This window comes from Vibrio sp. NH-UV-68 (assembly GCF_042940635.1).
GTDB classification, from domain to species: Bacteria; Pseudomonadota; Gammaproteobacteria; order Enterobacterales; family Vibrionaceae; genus Vibrio; species Vibrio pacinii.
Genome location: NZ_CP134975.1, coordinates 101,731 through 124,961, shown reverse-complemented (window position 1 = coordinate 124,961; position 23,231 = coordinate 101,731). Strand labels below are relative to the sequence as shown.

15 protein-coding genes and 2 pseudogenes are annotated in these 23,231 nt (G+C 43.2%); 8 read left to right on the top strand and 9 right to left on the bottom strand.

Annotated features, from left to right (window positions below):
• The first annotated feature begins 113 nt into the window (after positions 1–113).
• Genes slmA through lpxM form a run of 3 tightly spaced genes read left to right on the top strand, consistent with a single transcriptional unit; the run spans position 114 to position 2,663 of the window.
• A complete protein-coding gene (gene slmA, locus ViNHUV68_RS00565; protein ID WP_038175409.1) occupies positions 114–704 on the top strand; it encodes a nucleoid occlusion factor SlmA in 591 nt (196 codons plus the stop codon).
• Positions 705–709: 5 nt separating this feature from the next.
• On the top strand, positions 710–1,660 hold the full coding sequence (locus ViNHUV68_RS00560; RefSeq protein WP_038175410.1) for a Kdo(2)-lipid IV(A) acyltransferase: 951 nt from the start codon (positions 710–712) through the stop codon (positions 1,658–1,660).
• Positions 1,661–1,676: 16 nt separating this feature from the next.
• Positions 1,677–2,663 (top strand): lauroyl-Kdo(2)-lipid IV(A) myristoyltransferase, encoded by a 987-nt coding sequence (gene lpxM, locus ViNHUV68_RS00555; RefSeq protein WP_038175411.1) that lies wholly within the window; start codon positions 1,677–1,679, stop codon positions 2,661–2,663.
• A 105-nt stretch (positions 2,664–2,768) separates the two neighbouring features.
• Here the strand turns inward: lpxM and pyrE are convergent, their stop codons facing one another.
• Complete coding sequence (gene pyrE / locus ViNHUV68_RS00550) at positions 2,769–3,410, bottom strand: orotate phosphoribosyltransferase (RefSeq protein ID WP_038175412.1); 642 nt, start codon at positions 3,408–3,410, stop codon at positions 2,769–2,771.
• 297 nt (positions 3,411–3,707) lie between these two features.
• Positions 3,708–4,424: a ribonuclease PH gene (rph, locus tag ViNHUV68_RS00545; protein WP_391088828.1), complete on the bottom strand. Its 717-nt coding sequence runs from the start codon at positions 4,422–4,424 to the stop codon at positions 3,708–3,710.
• 141 nt (positions 4,425–4,565) lie between these two features.
• Here rph and ViNHUV68_RS00540 point away from each other — a divergent pair, with 141 nt between their 5' ends.
• Together ViNHUV68_RS00540 and ViNHUV68_RS00535 are read left to right on the top strand one after the other, a co-directional pair.
• The gene (locus ViNHUV68_RS00540) at positions 4,566–5,432 is read left to right on the top strand and encodes a YicC/YloC family endoribonuclease (RefSeq protein ID WP_391088826.1); all 867 of its coding nucleotides are present in this window, start codon (positions 4,566–4,568) and stop codon (positions 5,430–5,432) included.
• Positions 5,433–5,633: 201 nt separating this feature from the next.
• A pseudogene (locus tag ViNHUV68_RS00535) lies at positions 5,634–6,194 on the top strand (tyrosine-type recombinase/integrase); the annotation flags it as partial.
• 17 nt (positions 6,195–6,211) lie between these two features.
• Here the strand turns inward: ViNHUV68_RS00535 and ViNHUV68_RS00530 are convergent.
• Positions 6,212–7,323 (bottom strand): IS3 family transposase gene (locus tag ViNHUV68_RS00530; RefSeq protein ID WP_391090223.1). Its coding sequence is split into 2 segments (ribosomal slippage): positions 6,212–7,071 and positions 7,071–7,323, totalling 1,113 coding nucleotides; the frame shifts between segments, so codons are not numbered across the junction.
• Between the two features lie 77 nt (positions 7,324–7,400).
• Here ViNHUV68_RS00530 and ViNHUV68_RS00525 point away from each other — a divergent pair.
• Positions 7,401–7,697, top strand: a pseudogene (locus ViNHUV68_RS00525) (integrase); the annotation flags it as partial.
• A gap of 14 nt (positions 7,698–7,711) precedes the next feature.
• Here the strand turns inward: ViNHUV68_RS00525 and ViNHUV68_RS00520 are convergent.
• The 5 genes from ViNHUV68_RS00520 to ViNHUV68_RS00500 form a co-directional block, all read right to left on the bottom strand.
• Positions 7,712–8,959 (bottom strand): DNA (cytosine-5-)-methyltransferase, encoded by a 1,248-nt coding sequence (locus tag ViNHUV68_RS00520; protein ID WP_391088824.1) that lies wholly within the window; start codon positions 8,957–8,959, stop codon positions 7,712–7,714.
• 100 nt (positions 8,960–9,059) lie between these two features.
• Entirely contained in the window at positions 9,060–14,498 is a 5,439-nt protein-coding gene (locus tag ViNHUV68_RS00515; protein WP_391088822.1) for an ATP-binding protein, read from the bottom strand.
• A gap of 1 nt (position 14,499) precedes the next feature.
• Positions 14,500–16,035, bottom strand: a complete 1,536-nt coding sequence (locus tag ViNHUV68_RS00510; protein WP_391088820.1) for a hypothetical protein — start codon at positions 16,033–16,035, stop codon at positions 14,500–14,502.
• Positions 16,036–18,141, bottom strand: a complete 2,106-nt coding sequence (locus ViNHUV68_RS00505) for a hypothetical protein (RefSeq protein WP_391088818.1) — start codon at positions 18,139–18,141, stop codon at positions 16,036–16,038.
• A gap of 614 nt (positions 18,142–18,755) precedes the next feature.
• Positions 18,756–19,933, bottom strand: a protein-coding gene (locus tag ViNHUV68_RS00500; RefSeq protein WP_391087173.1) for an IS3 family transposase whose coding sequence is annotated in 2 segments (ribosomal slippage) — positions 18,756–19,675 and positions 19,675–19,933 — 1,179 coding nt in all. Because the reading frame shifts where the segments join, the coding sequence is not laid out codon by codon here.
• Positions 19,934–20,156: 223 nt separating this feature from the next.
• Between ViNHUV68_RS00500 and ViNHUV68_RS00495 the strand changes: the two genes are divergently transcribed.
• Positions 20,157–21,307 (top strand): IS3 family transposase gene (locus tag ViNHUV68_RS00495; protein WP_391088816.1). Its coding sequence is split into 2 segments (ribosomal slippage): positions 20,157–20,394 and positions 20,394–21,307, totalling 1,152 coding nucleotides; the frame shifts between segments, so codons are not numbered across the junction.
• A 75-nt stretch (positions 21,308–21,382) separates the two neighbouring features.
• Positions 21,383–21,553 carry a hypothetical protein gene (locus tag ViNHUV68_RS00490; protein ID WP_391088815.1) on the top strand — a complete coding sequence of 57 codons (171 nt, stop codon included), beginning with the start codon at positions 21,383–21,385 and terminating at the stop codon, positions 21,551–21,553.
• Between the two features lie 280 nt (positions 21,554–21,833).
• On the opposite strand, the gene ViNHUV68_RS00485 is transcribed toward ViNHUV68_RS00490, so the two are convergent.
• Entirely contained in the window at positions 21,834–23,204 is a 1,371-nt protein-coding gene (locus ViNHUV68_RS00485) for a solute carrier family 23 protein (RefSeq protein WP_391088813.1), read from the bottom strand.
• Between the last annotated feature and the right edge of the window lie 27 nt (positions 23,205–23,231).

Here is a 23,231-nt window from a genome sequence, read left to right as displayed (position 1 = left end):
GCTATTTAAAGCAACACTTCGCGATAAATAGGACAGGTCATCGGTTGTCTGGTGTTGAATTGCTTAGACTCAACACCTTTTTATTCAGAAATGGTAACAAAAGGAAAAGGTTCATGGCCGGAACAAGAAAAACCAACCGCCGAGATGAAATTTTGCAAGCTTTAGCAGAGATGCTTGAGTCTAATGAAGGCGCTTCGCGTATCACGACAGCAAAACTGGCGAAACAAGTTGGCGTATCTGAAGCCGCGCTCTATCGTCATTTCCCGAGTAAAGCACGCATGTTTGAGGGGCTTATCGAATTTATCGAAGAGTCACTCATGTCGCGCATTAATCGCATTCAAGATGAAGAAAAAGACACCCTGACCCGCATTCGCTTGGTGCTACAATTGATTTTAGCGTTTGCTGAACGCAATCCTGGTTTGAGCCGAATTTTGTCGGGCCACGCGCTGATGTTTGAAAATGAGCGTCTGCGCGAGCGCATCAACCAACTGTTCGAGCGCATTGAAACCTCACTGCGCCAGATCTTGCGCGAACGAATGCTCCGTGAAGGAAAATCTTTTCCGGTCAATGAAACGATATTAGCCGCTCAACTGCTTGGTCAAGTCGAGGGCAGCCTCAATCGTTTCGTCCGTAGCGACTTTAAATATCAACCCACTGCAAATTTTGAAGAGTATTGGGCGCTGCTCAGCGCACAAATTAAGTAATAGTTATGAGTAAAGAACAGTACAACCAAGCCCCGCCATTTTCGTTCGCGTTATTACACCCTAAATATTGGGGGGTATGGTTTGGTTTTGGTCTGCTTGCACTGATAGTGAATCTACTTCCCTATTCCGTGCTGCTGCGCCTCGGCCACACCATCGGACGGCTTGGTATGCGCTTTGGTCAATCTCGTGTCCATATTGCGCGCCGCAACCTTGAGTTGGCTTTTCCTGACATGCCACAGCAAGAAGTAGAACGTATCGTTACCGAGAATTTCAAAAATACCGGCATGGCTCTGATCGAAACTGGGATCACTTGGTTTTGGCCAACCTGGCGTTTTAAGCGCATTTTACTGGTGAAAGACGTTGAGATCTTAAAACGCCTGCGTCAAGAGGGAAAAGGGGCTTTACTGTGCTGCGTACACGCGTTAAACCTCGAGATCACCGCACGCGCCTTTGGTGTGATCGGCTTGCAAGGTTACGGCGCTTATCGCCCTCACAGTAACCCAGCGTATGAGTTTATTCAGTATCGTGGCCGAACTCGCAATGGCAATAAACTGATTTATCGTACCGACCTTAAGCAGATGATTCGTGTCTTGCGTCAGGGAGATCGCTTGTTTTACTTACCCGATCAAGACTACGGCCACAATAAATCGGTATTTGTACCTTTCTTTGCGGTCAAAGAGGCCTGCACCACGACGGGGACGAGTATTCTGGCGACAACCAGCCATTGTGCCATCGTACCGGGCTCTGGATTTAGAAACGCGGCCGGTCAGTATGAAATCATCGCCGATAAGGATATCGAGCCCGATTACCCGAAACAAGACCAAGTTGCTGCCGCAGCCTACATGAATAAATTTGTCGAAGAGATTATTATGCGAGCGCCTGAACAATGGATGTGGCTACATAAACGCTTTAAGTCACTTCCCGACCAAGCACTGACTAACTCTCGTTACCAATAATTATAGGCGTCGCTGAATGAGCAATAATCAAATAAACAGCACCGACAAACATTTACACAACCCAACGTTTGAATGGTCGTTTCTCCATCCAAAGCACTGGGGGACATGGTTAGGCATTTTCATTGCCGCGCTATTTGCCTTTATGCCATTTCGTTGGCGCGATAGCTTGGCTAGTAAACTGTCGGTGTTTGCTGTCAAAAAAAATGGTCGAGTGGTACGTCGAGCGCGCGTGAACTTGGCCTATTGTTTTCCTGAAAAATCCGCACAAGAGCGCCAGGTGATACTTGAAGAGACCTTTGCTAAGGCGGCTCAATACCTGCTCGGTTATTCAGAGTTTTTAGTTCGCTCTACCAAACATAACCAAAATCGTGGAGTCATGATCGGTGAAGAGAATATCTTGCCACTACTCGATGCTGGCGAAAACGTGATTATTCTCGCGCCACATGCCTGGGCAGTCGACTACCCCGCAGTGATGCTGGCAGCGAAGGGCTACAAAGTCACGACCATTATGAAGCCACAGCGCAACCCTATTGGCGACTGGCTGATGCACGTGCAACGTATGCAATATGGCGGGCGCATTTTCGCTCGTGAAGCGGGCGTCAAACCCTTTGTCCGTTCTATCAAAGATGGCTATCTTGGCTACTGGTTGCCAGATGAAGATTTTGGCGCTGCCAATTCGGTTTTTGTGCCTTTCTTTGGCACCGAAAAGGCGACCTTAAAAGGCTTTGGTAAAATGGCGCGTCTCTCAAAAGCGAAAGTGGTGCCGATACTACCCGCTTATAACGATAAAAGCGGTAAGTACGAAGTGCACATCTTACCGGCGCTCGAGAACTTTCCCACTGGCGACGAAGAATCAGATGCGCGTGCAATGAATCAAGCCATCGAAGATTTAGTTCGCCCTCGCCCAGAGCAATATATGTGGAATTTGCCGCTGCTTAAAACTCGTCGAGATGGTGTGAGTATTTACGATAACTCACACAAAGGTGATGGTAGCGAAGGATAGTTGCGAGTTAAAACGTTTAAGGGTTGACGCATATACGTCAACCCTTTTTTAATAGCTATCAAGAACCGCTTGAGAGACGCAGTCCGAACTTGATTCTCGGATCGTCTAGATCCCGTACTCTGCGCGGTACGCTTTAACTGCATCTAGATGCTCAGGGGCGGTGCCCTTTTCTTCAAGGAAAGTGACGAGGTCAGTCAGGCTAACGATAGAGATAATCGCACAGCCAAAATCACGTTCAACTTCTTGGATCGCCGAAAGCTCTCCTTTGCCCTTCTCTTGGCGGTCAATCGCGACTAAAACGCCAGCGAGATCGGCACCATTCGCCTTGATGATTTCCATCGATTCACGAATCGCTGTGCCGGCAGTGATCACATCATCGACAAGCATAATACGACCTTCGAGTGCACTACCAACCAAGTTGCCACCTTCACCGTGATCCTTCGCTTCTTTGCGATTAAAACAGTAAGGCGTATCAATGTCGTGGTGATCCGCTAACGCAACCGCTGTAGTAGTCGCAATCGGAATGCCCTTATACGCAGGACCAAATAACACATCAAAATCGATCGCAGAGTCGGCCAGAGCGGCGGCATAAAAACGACCTAAACGCGCTAGGTCACGGCCTGTATTGAAAAGACCAGCGTTAAAGAAATAAGGGCTTTTACGGCCAGACTTCAAAGTAAACTCACCAAACTTCAAAACTTCTTTTTCTAAGGCAAACTCAATAAATTCACGCTGGTATGCTTTCATTACTTTCTCTCTTGATAATAGTTACTAGAGGCTAGTACCTAGCTCTTAGAATTTGACCTCTAGGCGATCGAAACCAGATCCTTGCATCATTACAAGAGATTCTGAATCACGCTCGTACCTCGCTGTTCAGAATGACGATATGTTGTTCGTCATTCCAGAAGTGAGAAACGAACTATCTGGAATCTGGTTTACAACCGCTCCTAGAGATCAGCTCCCAAGGGCCGTGGTCTAGTTTCTAGAAAATGACTTCTAGGAACTTAAAAAAATAGCCTCCAATTGGAAGCTATTAGATAACACTTAATTTGCTAACGCCGCCTTCTGCGCGGAAACAATATCGGTAATGCCTTTCTTCGCCACCGCAAGAAGGTCCATTAGCTCATCATGAGTAAACGGTTCACCCTCGGCAGTGCCTTGAATTTCAATCATGCGACCATCTTCGGTCATTACCACATTCATGTCTGTGTCAGCGGCTGAATCTTCGACGTACTCAAGATCACATAAAATATCTTGGCCTAAGATACCCACAGAAACCGCCGCAACGTGGCCCTTCATAGGGTTCGCTTTAAGCTTGCCTTTCTCGACTAAGTGTTGGAAGGCATCAGCCATGGCAACGCTCGCACCAGAAATAGACGCGGTACGCGTACCGCCATCGGCTTGAATAACATCACAGTCTACCGTGACCATAATCTCACCGAGCGCCTCTAAATCAACGACAGCACGAAGGCTACGCGCGATAAGACGTTGGATTTCCATAGTGCGGCCACCCTGCTTACCGTTTGCTGCTTCACGACGCATACGCGAATGAGTAGAGCGCGGGAGCATGCCGTATTCTGCGGTCACCCAGCCTTTGCCTTGGCCTTTCAACCAACGTGGTACGTTTTCTTCGACGGTCGCATTGCAAAGCACTTTGGTATTGCCGAACTCCACCAGTACAGAGCCTTCTGCATATGCAGTGTAGTTACGAGTAATTTTAATTGGGCGAATCTGATCCGCCTCGCGGTCATTTGGACGCATGGGCATCTACCTTATTTGCAGGGGGAGACGTTTTGATTGGGGCGAGATTATAGCGAAGTTTAGTCGGCAAAGCTATCGATTGGCGATTTGTGCTACTATTGGCAGGCGTTATTTTCAAAGATAATTAAACAGGAAAATTCGATGATCTACAGTATGACAGCCTATGCACGTAAAGAAGTCAAAGGCGACTGGGGCAGCGCCGTATGGGAAATTCGTAGTGTTAACCAACGCTACCTTGAAACCTACTTTCGCCTGCCAGAACAATTTCGCGGCCTAGAGCCAATGCTGCGTGAGCGCTTTCGTAAACGCCTCGCCCGTGGCAAAGTCGAATGTGCACTGCGTTTTGAAGCCAACCCTGCCGCTAAAGGCGAACTAACCATCAACGAAACGCTCGCCAACCAAGTGATTAAAGCCGCTGAACAAGTGATGCACATGACGGGTGAGCTGAGCCGCATCAATCCATTCCAAGTAATGAACTGGCCTGGCGTGATGGAAGCGCAAGAGCAAGATATGGATAGCGTCAATCAAGATCTGCTTGCGGCGTTTGATGAGGCAATTGGTGAGTTCATTGAAGCGCGTGGCCGCGAAGGTGACAACATGAAGGCATTGATTGAGCAACGTTTAGATGCCATTGATGCTGAAGTGACAAAAGTACGCGCACGCATGCCAGAAATCATTGAATGGCAGCGAGAGCGTCTATTCTCGAAATTTGAAGACGCCAAAATTGAACTCGACTCGTCTCGTGTCGAGCAAGAGCTGATCCTACTGGCGCAAAAATCAGATGTCGCCGAAGAGCTTGATCGCCTCGACTCTCACGTTAAAGAAGCGCACAACATCTTGAAAAAAGGTGGAGCATGTGGCCGTCGTCTCGACTTTATGATGCAAGAGTTTAACCGTGAATCAAATACTCTAGCCTCAAAATCGATCAGCACTGACATCACCGCATCCGGTGTAGAGCTCAAAGTACTTATCGAGCAGATGCGCGAGCAGATCCAAAATATTGAATAACAGTTATAACTGTAGCTAGCCGCATTGAAATAACTTAAATACAATGACTTAGAAAGACAACCTTTCCATCATCGTATTCTTTAATGCGCTATTAACCACCACCAAGTGGTGGTTAATGTGGTGGGTGTGATAGACTTACTACAAAGGTAAGTGGTGGGTAAAGCAATATCCACCAAGATCATGCTCTATTAGAGGTGGGTTATGGCTAAGTTGTCAGTTAAAAAAGTAGAAGCACTCATTAAGGCTGGTGGCGAGAAAACACAGCGCCATGCTGATGGTGAGGGCTTATACCTTGTGGTTCCAGCGTCCGGCACCGCAAGTTGGATGTTACGTTTTACCTCCAATAAAAAGCGCCGTGAAATGACGCTTGGTAAGGTTAAAGATCTCTCCTTATCAAATGCCCGCCTCGAAGCCGCAACTAAAATGAAGCAAGTCCGTGAAGGCTTTGATCCCCTCTTACAACGCAAGCGTGCCGAACAAGAAAGCATTAAAACCGTTAATGACTTATTTGAAGATTGGTACCCAACCTTAGTTAAACGCCTCAAGCACCCGAATATCCCCAAACGTGTTTACACCAAAGATATCGCCCCACACATCGGTGACATCCCTCTCGATAGAATCACTGCCCGTGATATTCGCACTGCAATCACAGCGATTAATGATTCCGGCCGCCCGACCATCGCCAATGACGCACTAGGACACTGTAAGCAGCTTTTTAACCACGGAATGAAGTTGGACCTTCTGCAAGGTAACCCAGCCTCTGTGTAACCCTCCCTGTTTTAGTGGCACTCTAAATTAGAGTTTTTCCTACTTTCATGCCTTGCTAAATACTCCCAAGGAGTCAGATCATCGAGTGAATCATGAGGGCGTTCATCGTTGTATTCCTTCATCCATTTTTCTGTCAGGTCTCGGACTTCGCTCAAGGTTTTGAACACGTACATGTTGAGTATTTCTGTCCGATAAGTTCGGTTAAATCGCTCTATATAGGAGTTCTCCGTTGGTTTGCCTGGGCGAATAAATTCCAGTTCAACTGCGTTTTCTTCAGCCCATTCAGCCAGAGTGGTCGAGATAAATTCAGGGCCATTATCCATGCGCAGCTTACTGGGGTACCCTCGCCAGGCAATAATGCGTTCTAGCACCCTTATAATGCGTGGTGCAGGCAGATTGAGATCTACTTCAATCGCTAGCACCTCACGGTTGAAATCGTCCACGACATTGAACGTACGAAAGCGTCTGCCGCAGAGCAATGCGTCACTCATGAAATCGATAGACCAGCAACTGTTGATCGACTCTGGGCATACCAGTGGCGCTGGATTTCGTTTAGGTAGGCGCTTTTTGCCCTTGCGCCGTAGGTTTAGCTTGAGCGAACAGTACACTCGATGGACTCGTTTATGATTCCATCGGTGTCCCCAGCGCCTAAGTACTTTAAATAATTTGCTAAAACCGTATGCAGGGTACCGCTCTACTGCCTCTTGCAATTTAGCGATAACCTCATCATCTCGATGAGGCTCTGGTCGGTAGCGATAGACTGAGTCGCTAATGCCAACTACGCGGCAGGCCATTCGCAAACTGACCTGATAGTGTTTGCGAGCGTAATCGACGAGCTCGCGTTTAACCGCTGGCCTTACAGCTTTTTTTCCAGGATATCTTTAACGATACGGTGCTCGAGGCTGAGGTCTGCAAACATTTGCTTGAGCCTCCGATTCTCATCCTCGAGCTCTTTGAGCCGTTTAACATCTGACGCTTCCATACCACCATACTTGGACTTCCAGTTGTAGTATGTCGCATCAGAGATGCCATATTCACGACAGACTTCGTTAACCTTTCGTCCTGCTTCGACTTCCTTCAGGATCTTTACGATTTGCGTTTCTGTGTAGCGTGATTTTTTCATCATGCGTTCTCCGTTTGTTTCAGTGTAAACGGAAAAACTCTAATAGCTAATGACCAGTTTTTTGGGGAGGGTTACACCCTCACATGGGCGCGGACACACTTAACAGAGCGATTACTAAATTATTTGGTCATGAAGCAGGTAAGAAGAAACAACCGCCTAACTTGATGGGCAACATGCCGCACTTTACGGTACATGACCTGCGCCGTACTTGTCGTACGCTACTGGCAAAACAAGGTACTCCCGGCCATGTGGCCGAGAGATGTTTGAATCACAAGTTAAAAGGTGTTGAAGGTATTTATGATCAGTATGATTACTTGGAAGAGCGGAGGGAAGCTCTAGAATATTTATCTCAATTATTCGAGCTAATTATTTAAATTCTTCTTAATTATCATATGTCCGCTATACTCAAAATAAGAGTTCCCAAAACCTCTCCTAATAAAGGAGGGACAGCATTCCCTACTTGTGTATATCTAGGACATTCTTGGGTTCTTCGGTGTCCACCAGTTGTATACTTTCCTTGAAACTTAAAATCATCAGGAAAAGATTGTATTCTGGCATTTTCACGAACTGTTAATATCCTAGGCTCAGAATAGTGTAGCAAATCATCTGGTAACGTAGTCAACGTTCTAGAAGGTTGTGTTGGGTCTAGGACACTTATAACTTGTTTTTTCATTCCTATAGCTTCTTTTTGCTCATCCGTCAGACCTAAACCAGGGCGACATATCTGTTGTATATATTTAAATTTTTCAACAGTGGTACTTCGATGCCTAGCGATTCTCAATCCATTTGGCTTAACACCATTAAGCCCTTTTCTCATAGCCTTCTGGTATGTTGTCGGCCTTTCAGGAGCAACATAATCTAACATTTTAAAGCCGGTAACTTTATTCCCAGAATGATGTACAATATTTGCGCCTGTATGTTCCAAATCACTTATAGCAGCTTTGACACTGACAGGTTTGCTAATTGGTAACTTTTTCTTCTTTAGAAAATCATATCTCAATGACTCAAGAATCTCAAAAGGATTCACATCACTTTTCAGGATGTCATTTCTAATACCAATCATAATAAAACGAGTACGCTTTTGAGGCACACCGTAATTTTCACTATGCACGTAATCAGTAAACACCGTATAACCAAGATTTTCTAACTTAGACTTTACGACCATTGAATATGGCTGCTTTGCTGCGATACCATTTGAATCTTTAAATTTTGCGTTAAAACCGCGGACATTCTCAAGCACTAAATATTTGGGGCTGACAATTTCAACCATTTTTATGTATTGCTCAGATAATTGATTTCTTGGATCAGATGCGTTCCTTCGACCGGCTAGAGAGAATCCTTGACAAGGTGGCCCTCCAGCAATTAAATCAACATTTCCCTTTAACGTCTTAAGTGAGTCACCATGGTCTTCAAGTAGAGTTTGAATTGTAGTAGCCCTCTTAGGCAACCATTCTGGCCAATTGAAGTGATTATATTTATCGCCATCAATCAAGTTATGCCTAAAAGTCTCAAATGCCATAGGGTCCTTTTCAACCGCAAAGAGGCCTTTCCAGCCTGCGTTACCAAGCCCTAAAGAGAATCCTCCGCAACCTGAAAACAAGTCAATATACGTCCCTACTAAATCATTTTTTTTCACTTTAGCTACCACGTTCAAAAACTAAATACTGTATAAATACACAGTCATTATACAGCATTTTTAACATTATTTCCAGGTATTAAAGCATGAACAACAGTACTCAATCTAACTTGTAAAAAGGTGTTTCTTCTACAAATTCACCATTCCAATCTAACGTTTTACAAAGAGAATGGAAGGGTTCCAAGCCAGATATGCTTTTAACTGTACCGTCGGAAGCAGATGGAAGCCCTATTCTATTAAGATCTTTAGCCGTAATCCCCGGAACTTGATGAATAAACCAACTCTGCATTGGCTTTAGGTAGTCCTCTCTTTGTGTCTTAAAGTGCTCAAAAAACTGTGAGGCAAGGATTACTCCAACACCAAAAGCTCGACCTTGTAACAAAAGTTTTGACAACACAGGGAATTCGTAAGGTAAAATATTATGTGCTTCATCTACTAATAAATAAGAATCAATGAAGCGAGTCTGCGTCTCCTTACCCAAGAAAGGCTTTTTATCGACTCTAAGCATATAATCGCAATATAGATTAAGGAAAATAACGATAACCATTTTTTTCAATTTATCATCACTAAGTTCTTTTAAATCTATAGCTACAACCCCATCAAAAAACTGATCAAAGGATACAATTTTGGCTGGGTCGTCTTCGAATATCTCATAGTCAACTAGATCGCTCATAATTCCAGATACGGAGTCAGGTTTACCATCTACTAATATTTCATAATGCTCAAAAACATCATAAATAGTAGGGTCTCTATTCTCGTTTTCACTTGTTTTTTTATAAGCAGCTTTAATTGCTTCTTTTAAGTTCCTATCTTGTACTGGTGCATTAACATTGAAAATTTTCTTCAAAATGTCTCTAAAAGATCCGATCTTATCTAGCTTTACTCTATTCGAATCGTCCCCGTCTGTTGCAAACAAATTTATCGGCAACTTATAAGGTGAAACAACTTTAACTTTTGCTTTTTCAATAAAACTACAGTTTTCATCAGCTAAATCACTAAAATCTCTTTTATAATCAAGAATCAACACTTTAGGCGCTTTGCCACGATTGCTCTCAGGGTCTTTAACCATCTGATATACAATAGATTTAAGTAACTGCGTTTTTCCTGTACCAAGGTCCCCTACGACTCCAACATTTATGTTATTCAAGGCTGTATTACCAGGGTGAAAGTAAACATCTTTACGCCCGATCAGATCCGTACTTTCTCCAACTTTAAACTTCAAACCTTCATGCTCGTTCATAGAAGAGCTTTCCAGCTCCTTTGGCTTTGTGGTCGATTCGTTTTCAACAGCCTTCTTTGATGGTGCCCCAAATTTAGTCTCAGTAGTTAGAACACCTGGCTCTTTTTCCTCGAAATAAGAGGCGTTAGAATCAAGGCTAGGCTTGATTGTATTATCTTTCAATGGCACTTTAGTTGAGGCTAATAGCCCCCAAGCACCTACTTGTTCCATTATTAGGTCTACTGTTGAAATTTGCTTGCCAGTCAATAACGAGGCAGCAAGTTCATACCCTAAGATTGTAGTATCTTTAAAATCCCCATCACCAGAACAAACAACTCTGCTTCTTGAAGTATTTTCTATAGTAATAAGTCTTCCTTGAGGTTCTATTTCTACCTCAAGTTCACCAGACATAAGCTTAGCTATACTTTGTTGATGATAATCGACCCAGAATTTATTAGATTGAGCGGCATGAGTTTCACCATAAACACGGAAACCATAATCCAACCAGCTTGCAAGCAAATCACGGTATGCAATGCCCCACAGTTCTGCTTCTTCTACTTTTGACTTTAAATTTATAAGAAAATCTGAAAATGACTTTGCTTGTAACAATGCTTCTGAACGTTGCTTATCAGTCATTTCTCCTGAGCGAGCCTTAACTTCGATGGGAGTAATTTTGAGTTTATAAGGTTCTAGTAAGCCATCTCCAGCATCTACAGCGAACCCAATACTCATAACTAATAAGTCAGGACGCTCTCGATTCTCACTTCCTAATGCATTTCGTAACTCATCGAATCGAGGTTGAAAAACATCTGCTGGAATGATTAAGTTAACCGTACTATTAACTATTGAAGGGATTAGGCCATTTCCATTATCTTGAAGTTGAAAATCGGATTGCAGTAAACGAGAGGCAACGAGCATTCCAACTTCGCCCAGGCTAGCTGAGCCACCACTTGTCAGGCGTTTGAGTGTTGGAATACCACGACGTGAAATCTCACCTAAAAGAACTACTACTTGAGCATCACTTACTGCTTTATCGCCTAAAAGTTTACTCAAAACAGTTTTCATGGCCGTCACCATCGTTGGAGACTGTTTTGCCACTAAATAAAAACCACTTGACTGTCCAGAACCAGGAGCATATCGGGGTAATTCAAAGTCCCAAAGGAATGCATCTTCATCTGGACTGTGAAAACAACTTGCATCGACTGCTGATGAAGAAATAGCACTGTATCGGGTATTTTCTAACGATGCATTCAAGGTTTGTAAGTTTGGAGCAAAGCCTAAGCTATCAACTCCTAGATCTCTAACAAAAGAAGATTCAAGAATGTCGAGCGCTTCACACAATCCACCCTGTAACCTATTTTCTTTATGCTCAAGAACAAACCGGCCCGCTCTAGACATTGATAAATACTGGCGATGATTCGATGCATTTTTCTTAATGCTAAGCCTCGATAAACAGCTTGGATCGACAGCTGAACGAACCTCATCTTTGCGAAATTCCTGATCCATAGTTTGCAGATGGTCCACAATGGAAAGATCACGAGAAAAGCTCATCGCCTTCTTCTGCCCTGTATACCATCGTACGCTGGTATCAGAGCGCTCTGTCAATGATGCAAGTATTGCAGGTTCTGGCTGTTCCTCAGTGGGTCGTCTATCTATGATCTGTATTGTAAGACCACCAGCAGGAGACCACTCATCGACTTCTGAACCCAAGTTTTCCAAGCACCATTCATCAATACCTTCATTACATGAACTATAGCCAGAAGAGTCACTATGCAAAGAAACTTTAAGGCGAGATTTTGCTGGATATAATTGACGAATTTCATCAAATGAACGCTTCACTTGCTGCTTATTAAAGCCATTAATCATGCCTTCCAGCATAAGCCCTAATTCAGAGCCAAAGACACCAATATCATTACCTCTCTCAACCTCAGAAATCGCACTAATTCGCCATAATACTGACCAGTACTCTGAAGAGCTCTTAACCGAGGCATAACCGACTGGATTAAATTGACCATTAACATCTCGACAATTTAACGCTAAACAATCAGGAAAACTAGAAGGGTCAATAATACCCGCAACAGGTGACGGAACTCCTTTCTGAAGGGCTTCATGAAGTAAATATTGAGCATTGCACTGCCATGCTAGTTTTACTGGATGCATAGGAGACAGAATCAGTGCTACCGGTTTGGCTTCCAAATATTGATCATTAGACTGAGCTCGATGAACTGTAATAAGATCAGACCAGCAAGCCAGCGAATCTGGACTTTTTAGCCAATTAACATATTCATTAATATATTGCTCGACAAGTGTTCGAACACTTGGTGTCTGCACCATCTGACCAAGACTGAGCGCTTCTATAGTGCAAGCCTTTTCATGGCATAGGTGTTGTAATAGCTCCCTGACTTTATTTCTAGCAATAAGGAAACTATCAGGTGGGCTTAGCTCATTTATCTTAGGTCGCGGGTCAACTGTTAATTCGAGGGTAGACAGTCGAGGGTAATCTCTCCAAGTTGGGGGATGCCATGCCTCTTTGAAACCAGGACCTATAAGTAAAGGGTAAAACGACTCCTCTTCATCCAAAATCCAAGATTCTAGGTGAGTCAACATGCTCGGCCTGACATCAACCTTGGCAATACTTGAAGATCTAGCACAATTATTCCGTACTAGTTTATCAAATTCACTAGTAGCGCCTTTGGCAGCAAATTCATTGGGATTAACAACTATCTGATACTTAAGTGGTTCGTCTAAATCGTCTGTACTAATCTCAAACTCAATATTGCACGCTTCATCAGCTTCAATGACAGCCATTGCATACCCAGATAGGTCATCTGATTGAGTTATGGGCCAAGTCTGACTGTTCGTATCATCGTCATCACTTTCAATTACTTTACCGGTAATACTCTTCGGCATAGATATTGATTGTCTCAGATAAAACTCGACAGTGTGAGTACCTTCTCCGTTGGTCGTTAGTTCACAGTCATAGCGTGTCTTTGCCGATGCTCCGCGGCCAACTTTCTTCTTCTTAAACGGGCTCAATTTCTGAGCTGACAAACTATTCACAACTACTAAAGGCGTATACGATTCTAATGAAATTACTTTAATTAATACAGGCTTTGCCAGTTTCTGGCTTTCGAATATATACCTAACATATTGTTCATGCTCATCAGGTACAGATGTATCTTCCCATTCTAGACTGTTGTCATTCGTTATAAACGAATCGACTGGATCTAATTTTTTCCGCCCCGAAGCCCGCGATACTACAATTTCCTCTCCTTTAAGTATGTCATCGATTTCAAGTTGAAATTTTGGTATCGATTGGACTACGGCTAACTGGCTATTTAAGTTCCTACGAAAAACTTCGTTTAAACAGCTCAGCTTAAGTGTACCGGTTTCCTGAGATTCCCCATGGTTGAGCAACTCCAACCAAACCTGCTGAGTAAGTACTTTCCACCAATCTTGATTACTCTCTCTTTGAGCTTTGGCATAATTCCCCAACGGTCGAGTGATAAACTCCTGAGGTGTTCTAAAGATAGACACTACCGTTTGCTTAAATGAATCTAGAGCTTCTTTTATGTCTTGCGACTCGGTTTCACTTTTCAATTGGTCAACGCCAGAGTTGAATCCATTTTCTTGGAAAAAACTAGCTAAATCGGAATTGATACTAGGGTTAGGAACTTCCCCACTATCTAAAAAAGGAAGACCTAAGGCATGACACATATCTTGGGGATTGTTTGCTGTACAGCCGGTATCGTACAGGCTCCGTAATAGCTCCCAGGGCTCCTCTATATCATCACTCTGAGCTGCTTGCTCGAAAGCTTCAGCTAAAGCAGCCCAAGTCAGAGCTAACTCTGTTTCCTCTATCTGCTCAAAACGTTGCATTACAGCTTTGAATGTATTTTGAACAAAGTATTCTTCTCTCCACGTAGAGAAGCTCACATGGTTCACTTTCTCCAAACCTATTTTGTCGACTGTTGTTCCATTTGATAATAGTGGGGGATCATTAATAGCGGCAAGAGCCAGATAAGAAGCGTAAGACGTCCTAATTTTCACAACATGATTACTTGAACATCGAGTACTATCTGAATGAGATGGATCTTCCACCCCTTCTTGTACTAAAAGAACTGGTACTGACTTAACTTGTCCATTTCGTTCAATGTTCACTCGAGGCCCTAAAGCCTCAAACTGATCAAATACTTCATTAAGCATACTTGCTGGCACGGCAGCAAAAACTACGCGTAGATCATCATTTTCTGAAGCGATAAATTGGCTTGCTAGTTTCAAAATTTCTGAGACTAAATAATCAATGAAATTATGTGGCATTTTACTTTCCTTTTAGTCCAAGCTCGGTCAATGGGCTGACAATAACCATACCGCCTTCGGCATCTGGACTATCTACGGCAATGGACATATCTCTTAATTTCTTATTTAGAATTTCACCGGTTCCAAGTGCTAATTCGGCATTAATTCCGTACCTTGCCAACTGCTCACATAAATGCTGAACAGTGCAAGGGCCGACAGCTCTACTAGCAGCACAATGAACCATTAGTAAAATAGATAAAGGACCCAATCCAACAACCCAAGGAGCACTAGCATAATTGCCCCTTTTTTCAATATAATAACCCTGATCATAACTTTCCAAACCGGGTTCAGATGTAATACGCTGACGCGCTATATGTTCCAAAAACTCTAAAACATTTTTCGATGTCCCTTTTTTACAGTCAGCGATCTTACTGTCTCTTTCCATCATCAAAGAGAAGCTAGAGAGATACTTATCAAAATCAAACTTTTCTCTTGCTGATGCTAGGTACACCAGAGTCTCGTTAATTTTGGCGGGAGAAGCCAAGCTAATCCGAGACATATCAAAGTTGGCATTTTCTAACATGTACAATATTAAATTCAATGCTCCTCTCCCTTCGATGTAACGCCTAGCACCTTCCTTTATAGGCTTTGTAGCTAACTGCCCCACACTCCAAAACTCTTGCCCTTTAGAAATCGTTTCAGCAACCTCTACCTCACTGAGAATGGTCCCCTTTAGCAACGTTTGTTCAATTATTTCTCTGCAAATATCATTGCCATGGCACAACCAGTTTACATGAGCGCTACTACCTACTCGACATAAAGACTCAAGCATACTGATCCACTGGCGACGAGTGAGTCCTTGCTTTAAATTAAGAACAAACTCTAAGTCTTCTACAAAACGTTTTGCAGGAGAATCCAAATTAAAGTTTTTTACAAAAGTACTTTCAGAGTACGGGAATACTGAAGGCTTTTGCCAAGCGTCACAAATTGAGTCAACTCTCCAAGCTTCAAACTCTGATTGAATCATTTGAGCCCAAATATCATCTTCTTCTACTGTTACGCTTAGCTTTTCATACAACTTGTGCCAAATAGCCAGAGCAACAGCGTAGTCTCCGGTACCTAGCGCTAACATACTTGCAATAAGCTTACCTGGATTCCAAGGTTTCCCAGTCAAACGTGCAGACATGTAATACAAGGTTGCATCAGGGACAAGTGGAGTGACTTGGTTCCCTCGTTTGCTAGATTGCCCAGATAATTTAGGAGTCGCGATAGCCCTGTTGACAACCTTCCCCCATAATTGCGCTTCAAAGCCTACTGGACTTTTTGTATTCGAAGGTAGCTTTTCTTTTTCCAACTGTTTTTTAAACGGTGTTCCTAAATTCCAAACATGTTCACTAACGCCTGAATGATCGTAAAAACCTACGTTGCGGTAGAGAGAAGCTAACAAAATTTCGCCTGTGGCAACTTCTGGCGCAGGTGTTATATTAAGGAAGCTTTCTTTATAAATAGTGTGATTGCTACCCCAGGGGCTATCTAAATAATCATCTAAACTTTTCATTTAATTTCTTCCCCTGAACCTAATCTTACTTCCAACTTTTAATGGGTATGTCTCTTTACCAATAGTAAGATCAATATTTCCATCAACAAAATCCTTATCTCTAGCAACCTGACCGGCAGTAACTGATTTTACTTCATCGATCAATGCAAATACTTCTTGTGGAAGGGAGGCCGCATCAAGCCCATCCTCAATTTCGCTCAAAGCCTTATAGAGCGCAAATGTAACTGGTACATGCCGTTTATGAATTTTTATATAAGGAGAACGATGAGCTGGTCTAGAATCATTACCTCTAAACATTTGCATCGAGGTCTTCACATTGCGAACACGCAGTGATACATCCCTGTCTCTACGTGCTACAGGTTGACCAAATGTGGTTGACAAAGGGATCTTGAAAAAGCGCGTGTCTTCATTAACTAGCTGCTCAACGAGATCTTCTACATCGTCATAATTATCATCACTCAAATGTAATTTTGCAAAACTAGTAAACAGCAGTGCATCCTTAGATACACCATATCGAAGCCCTAAGCTTCGCTTTGCTATACGCGCAGCAAATTGACGAACACTCCCTTGTAACATTCGCGCTTGATTTGAAAATTTAGTTGGGTGGTGCTGTTCAGATAGCGCCTCGTCGGCTGTAGCTAGTTGTATTAATAACTTCCTCTCAATATTTGTTACTCGGCTTGAAACTAACTCTAAGCCTTCATTTACAGAGAGACTAAAATGCTCTTCGAGCAGATCCACACTAACTTCTTCCCCTGTACTTTTTTGAACAAAAAGTACAGCATCACCATCTGCCAATGCTGGATCCATATAACTGGAAAAATCACCAGAAAGGAGCTCACTTATAGCACTATGCTCTTTTTCAGCAAGAGACTTTAGAGTTTTAAAATGAAACTTAGCCAAATAGATAGGAGCTTCTCCAAGAGAGCCTTTAGTTTTAGAATTATTAAATATTGCCTTTTGTGCTTTGTTATGTTCCCCAGTCGTTAAGCGCGGCCAGTTTGTAAATAAACGATGGTGGTATAATCTGTTCATTAACATATAACGGGCTTTAACCCCTGGCAGAGTATAAGGACCTTTCTGTTCGTTCCGGAGCATTTCGGCTGTCCAGTCACAAGGAGAGTAATCCTTACCATCCACAACAAGCGAACTTGTTTCTCCGATAAATAGGTATGAAACTAGGGAGTATAGATCTCGAAACGTCCAACGCTTTCCTGAAGCTAATTCGTAGTGGTACAGGAATTGAACTATATTATCCTGTGCTTTTTTTTTCTCTAGCAATATCTTATTCTGGCAAAATGGACAGTCTGACTTGTTCTCACAAGGCTGATTCCAATTTTCATCAGCTAGTGTTTTTTCAAGCATTTGATGAAAAACTGTGTTTTTGACATTACCATCCAAAGGAGCGACTAAAGACTCTACATCCATAGGCCATAATGCCAAGCGAGTCTTCCCAAGAGGCCAACACTCCAAAGCATCAACGCCTCCACTTGCAGCGGCGACTATGTCATTTAAGAAATTAGCTAATTCAGTATCTCCTTTACGGATAGCTAATGCTGATGTATTAGCTAAAATACCTCGATTGACGCAACCCAGAAATATTCCTTTGTACTCCCCACGGTAAATTTCAGAGAGCTCTTCAAGTAAGAGTGATTCAGCCGATTCATCAGGTCGAGATGGTTCTTTTTCAGTAGCGTCTTGAACCAACCTTATTTCTGGAAAGAATCTGCAATCCTCGGTAACTAACTCATCAAAAGACGCAACTGCTCTCCGAGGAGGCAGCTCATCTTTGGCGCAAAGGTATTGAGTTTCAAACTGAGCAATAATCTGGCCCTCTGCACCTAACTGACGGTCAAACTCAGTAACGGCACCTTCTACAGCATCGGTCTTCCCGTTACCAGGGCCACCCACGAGCAAAACAGCAAATGGAGTATTAGGTTTCCCGGATAATAACGATTCAACCCAGTTAGACAACTTTCTAACTAAAGGGGTCGTCAGTTGTTTATCCAAGGGCCTTCCTGAAGCTTCTTGAAAGGGCTGTCTATATCCACCTTTCTTACCTCCTGACCAGTTTACAAGAGCTAAAGGATACCGTTCAAAATCCATATTTAGTTGCCACCTTAATAAAAATTCATGCTCGATAGTAACCTAAACTAAAGTTAAAAACTTATTTGAAAATCAAATATATTGAAATTTACAACCGAAACAGCCCCTTAATAAATTCCTTTTTAATCAATAACTTAAAAGTGCAACGCAAGAATTACATCCAGAGAAGAGACATATAAAGCATCACTGATAATTAGCATTCCAACATTGAAGGCAATCAACTTATTACACGCTATATGTCTGTGTTTAAGGAGGTCTCGTACCATTGTCATTTATTAGGGATTTATCGTTGACCTCGACATTAACTGCGACGCAGCTCAGCCTCTAACGAGTGAACCCAAGCATTGCTTGTGAACGATTGCGTAAATCACCACACTCCAACTTTTTTCAACCACACATTACCTTCCTGAAGCCAGCCAATCGCAGGCTTCCATTTATGCACTTTTCTTAAAATCAAACTAAGCAGGAGGCACTTATGCCATTTGTTTTTATTGCTGGCTTTATCGTTGGCGCAGGCTTGTACCACATCAACAAGGAGGCGAATGGTGAATCCCCACCAACCTACTAAGACCTTAATCGAATTGTTCATCTATGGCGTAGTGAGTGTGTAGTGGTCAACTAAAATTGGCCACGGTTTTAGAGTTTTCCCAATATAATCGTTCTGATTCATTGGGAGTTAGACCACCGTTATACTGATGTGGTCTGAGTTGGCAGTAGTATCCGATAATGTAACGGGTAATCTCTTGTTGAGCCTCAGCGAAGCTACGATAACCCACAGTTGGCACCCATTCAGTCTTCAGACTTCTAAAGAAACGCTCCATCGGCGCATTATCCCAACAATTTCCTCGGCGAGATAAACTCTGTTTTATTTGAAAACGCCACAGCAATTGACGGTATTTACGGCTAGTATAATGACTGCCTTGATCGCTATGGAACATAACACCTTTAGGCTTACCACGTGACTCATAAGCTATCGAAAGAGCTTTGCCTGTTAGTTTAGAATCAGGTGATAGAGACATCGACCAGCCAATCACTTTTCGGGCAAAAAGATCGATAACAACGGCTAAATACATCCACCGATTACCTGTCCAAATATACGTCACATCACCAGCCCAGACCTCATTTGGGGCGGTAACCGCAAACTGACGACCTAAGTGATTTGGAACGTCAATATGTTCTTGTGAAGCTTTTCGGTAACGATGTTTTGGCACTTGGCAACTCACTAAACCAAGCGTTCTCATAAGTTTTGTTGCTCGGTATCGGCTCAGCTTTACACCCTGATTTGTGACTATATCTGCAATGGTTCTAGCTCCCGCAGAGCCATTGCTTGCAGCGTGAGCCTCACTGACCAAGCTGCGCAACTTTACTGTTTCAGCGTTAATTACCGTTGGGCGTTTAAGCCAATAGTGATAACTACTTCGATGAACATTGAAGACTTCGCATAATGTTTTTACGCTGTAGCTCTGCTTGAGTTTCTTGATTATCAAGAATTGTTCAGTGAGTCCGACATCAACAGAGCCGTGGCTTTTTTTAATATTTCATTATGCTCTTCAAGGCGAGCCAACTTCTTTTTTAATTCCCGAATTTCTATTTGCTCAGGGGTCATCGGTGAAGCTTTCGGTGTTTTTCCTTGGCGCTCTTCTCTAAGCTGGCGAACCCACTTATCCATCGTGGACTTGCCCACATTCATGGCTTGGGCTGCTTCAGTCACTGAGTAATTTTGGTCTAGGACTAACTGAGCTGCTTCTAACTTAAATTCAGCGCTAAATAGTCGTCTTGTACGTTTTGTCATAGTGTCACCTGTTAACTTATGAGGTGATGATATCACCTCTAACTAAGTGACCAAATTCACTATGCCACTACAGTGGTTACAACTGGGCTAAACGACAAGATAAACAGCAACCATAATCTAAAGCAGCCCTGCGTGATTGGGCTGCTTATATGGGGAAGGATGAATAGCCACCGACTTGATAGACACCTTTTAGTTAGACAAAATGACTAATAGAGAGGTGCTTATGAGCAGCAAGAGATATCCAGAAGAATTTAAAATTGAAGCAATCAAACAAGTGACTGAAAAAGGTCATAGCGTGTCTGATGTTGCAGCGCGACTAGGAACAACAAGCCATAGTTTGTATGCGTGGGTTAAACGCTACGGTCCCAACTCCTCACAATACCAAGCTCAATCTGATGAAAGTGCTGAAATTCGTCGACTTAAAAAGGAATTGCAGCGAGTAACAGAAGAGCGAGACATACTAAAAAAAGCCGCGGTGTACTTCGCAAGCCAGTCCGACTGAGGTATGCCTTTATTAAAGCGAATCAGACAATCTGGTCTGTTCGACGCATGTGTAAAGTCTTTGGAATTCACCCAAGTGGTTATTATTCTTGGCTAAAAAATCCAGATAGTAGACAAGAAAAGCGGCGAAAATACCTTCTCGGACTGATAAAGCAGTTTTGGCTGGAGTCAGGCTGTGTGTATGGTTATCGAAAAATCTACAGTGACCTACGAGATGAAGGGGAAATCTGTGGAATTAACCAAGTTCATCGTCTAATGAAGCGAGAAGGTATTCAGTCGCAAAGAGGTTATCGAAAGCCACGTCCCAAAGGTGGTGTCGAAAACATCATTGTTTCTAACAAGCTCGCCCGAGAGTTCAACCCGCACAAGCCCAATCAATCGTGGGTAACTGATATTACATACATCAAAACGCACGAAGGTTGGCTGTATCTGGCGGTAGTTGTAGACCTGTTCTCTCGGCGGGTAATTGGTTGGTCAATGAAAAGTAGAATAACCAAAGAGCTTGTCCTTGATGCTTTGCTGATGGCTATTTGGCGTCGTTCACCAGTAGAAAAAGTACTCATTCACTCAGATCAAGGAAGCCAGTATACCAGCCATGACTGGGACAGGTTTTTGAAACAGCATGGTCTTGAATCAAGTATGAGTCGCCGTGGTAACTGTCATGACAATGCGGTTGCCGAGAGTTTTTTCCAGTTACTCAAAAGAGAAAGAATTAAGCGGAAGATCTACACCACGAGAGAGGAAGCTCGTATGGACATCTTCGAATATATTGAGATGTTCTACAACATTAAACGCCGACATGGTTCCAATAATCAGTTGTCGCCAGTAGAGTATGAAAAGCAATATGAAATCAAGTTAAAGAGTGTCTACTAATTTGGTGGCTATTCAAAAAAACTATTCCTGATTAACATCAACAAAGCTTGGCACCAAAAGAAACATAGAGACAATATGATAGGTAAGAAAGCGTGTAGCTTTGTTCTTCACAATGATGTCAAAAGCCAGCTTGATGAGCTAGCAAGCGCTCGTCGCATGAAAAAGAATGAGTATGTAGAGAGTTTGATTAAAGACGCCTATAAAAAACTAACGTCCCCCTCTAGTGGTGGTGAAAATGGCGACTAAAATGGTGGCCAATAATATAAAAACACATGATACCAAATTTAATTTATTGATTTTAAATCAATTATTTTCAAGTTCGATATTCAGATCCAGAACATCGAATAATCATCGATTTCTATTGTACAAAGCCCAGCGTTTGCTGGGCTTTGTTTTATTTAACTCATCTTACTTAACGTTCGATTCATGCCATACGGCCAGTAACACGAACGATGTGGCTCTGGTATCTGACCATAAAAAATGGCCTTGCGCGACGCAAAGCCATTCGTATTTAGCCCGCTAGTTACTAAAGCAGAATCAAGTAACTCATAAATAGACCACACAGAACATAAATAACAGGGTGGACTTGTTTACGCTTGCCCGCCACGACCATAGAGAAAGCGTAACTAATAAAGCCCATTGCCATGCCGTTTGCAGGCGAGAAACTCAATACCGTGAACATAATGGTAAAGAAGGCCGCAATGCGAGACTCTTTTTGTTCCCACTGAATCTGCCCCAAACGACCAATCATGTAGATACCGACCACAACCATGGCGGGTGCCACCATCGCAGCAGAAAAAATTGAGAAGAGCGGGTATAGAAACAGAGACACAAGGAATAAGCCAGCAACCACAACCGCCGCCAAACCTGTTTTCGCACCTTGAGACGAGGCAATACCTGACTCTGAAAACGCCGTAATTGACGTGGTTCCCAACACAGAACCAATCACAGTGCCTCCCGCATCCGCCACTAGCGCAGAGCGAGCATTTGGCACTTTACCGTCTTTATCGATGATCCCCGCGTCACGGCCAACACCGATGATAGTGCTCAAACCATCAAAGAAATCGACAATCAGAAAGATAATGACAATAAACAGCAGATCGAACATCTTCTCTGCCGTCAGGCCCGAGAAGTTAAATACGGCGCCGAAACTGCTTTCCATACTTGGCGGCGCAGTAATAAATTGCTCTGGCATCGGCGCATTGTTGGTTCCCATCACCACATCAGCCAAAACCGTCAGAGCAATCGCTGAAATAAAAGAGATAAAGGTCGCCAACTTGATATCGCGAATCATACAGCCAAGCGCAATGAAGATACTCAGGTAAGCAATGATGACTTTCGGCTCAGAGATATCGCCCATACTCACCAAGATGATCGGATTGGAAACAATAATTCCCGCATTCTTTAGCCCCAAGAAGGCAATGAATAGACCGAGAGAGACAGTAATGGCCAGCTTAAGATCTTCCGGAATCGACTCAATCATCGATTTACGAATATTGGTCATCGATAGAATCAGATACAGCACGCCAGAAAGGAAAATACCGAATAATGCTTCGTGCCACACTAAGGCGACAGAGCCACTCAACAACATCCCTTTAAAGAAGCCGTTCATGCTCATACCCGGTGCAAGCATCACTGGATAATTACCCCAAATCCCCATAATCAGAGTAGCTGCCGCTGCCGCTAAAGCCGTGGCAGTAAAAACCGCGCCTTTGTCCATCCCTGGTATGCCACCCAAAATCGCTGGGTTAACCGCAAGGATATAGCTCATAGCTAAGAAGGTAATAAAGCCAGCATACAGCTCTGTGCCAATGGTGGTTTTACGCTCAGAAATTTTAAAAATGGACTCTAGGATGCCAGGGTTATTCTGGGCTTTTACAGCGGTATCGAGACTCACAATCAAACCTTAACGATTAAATAAACA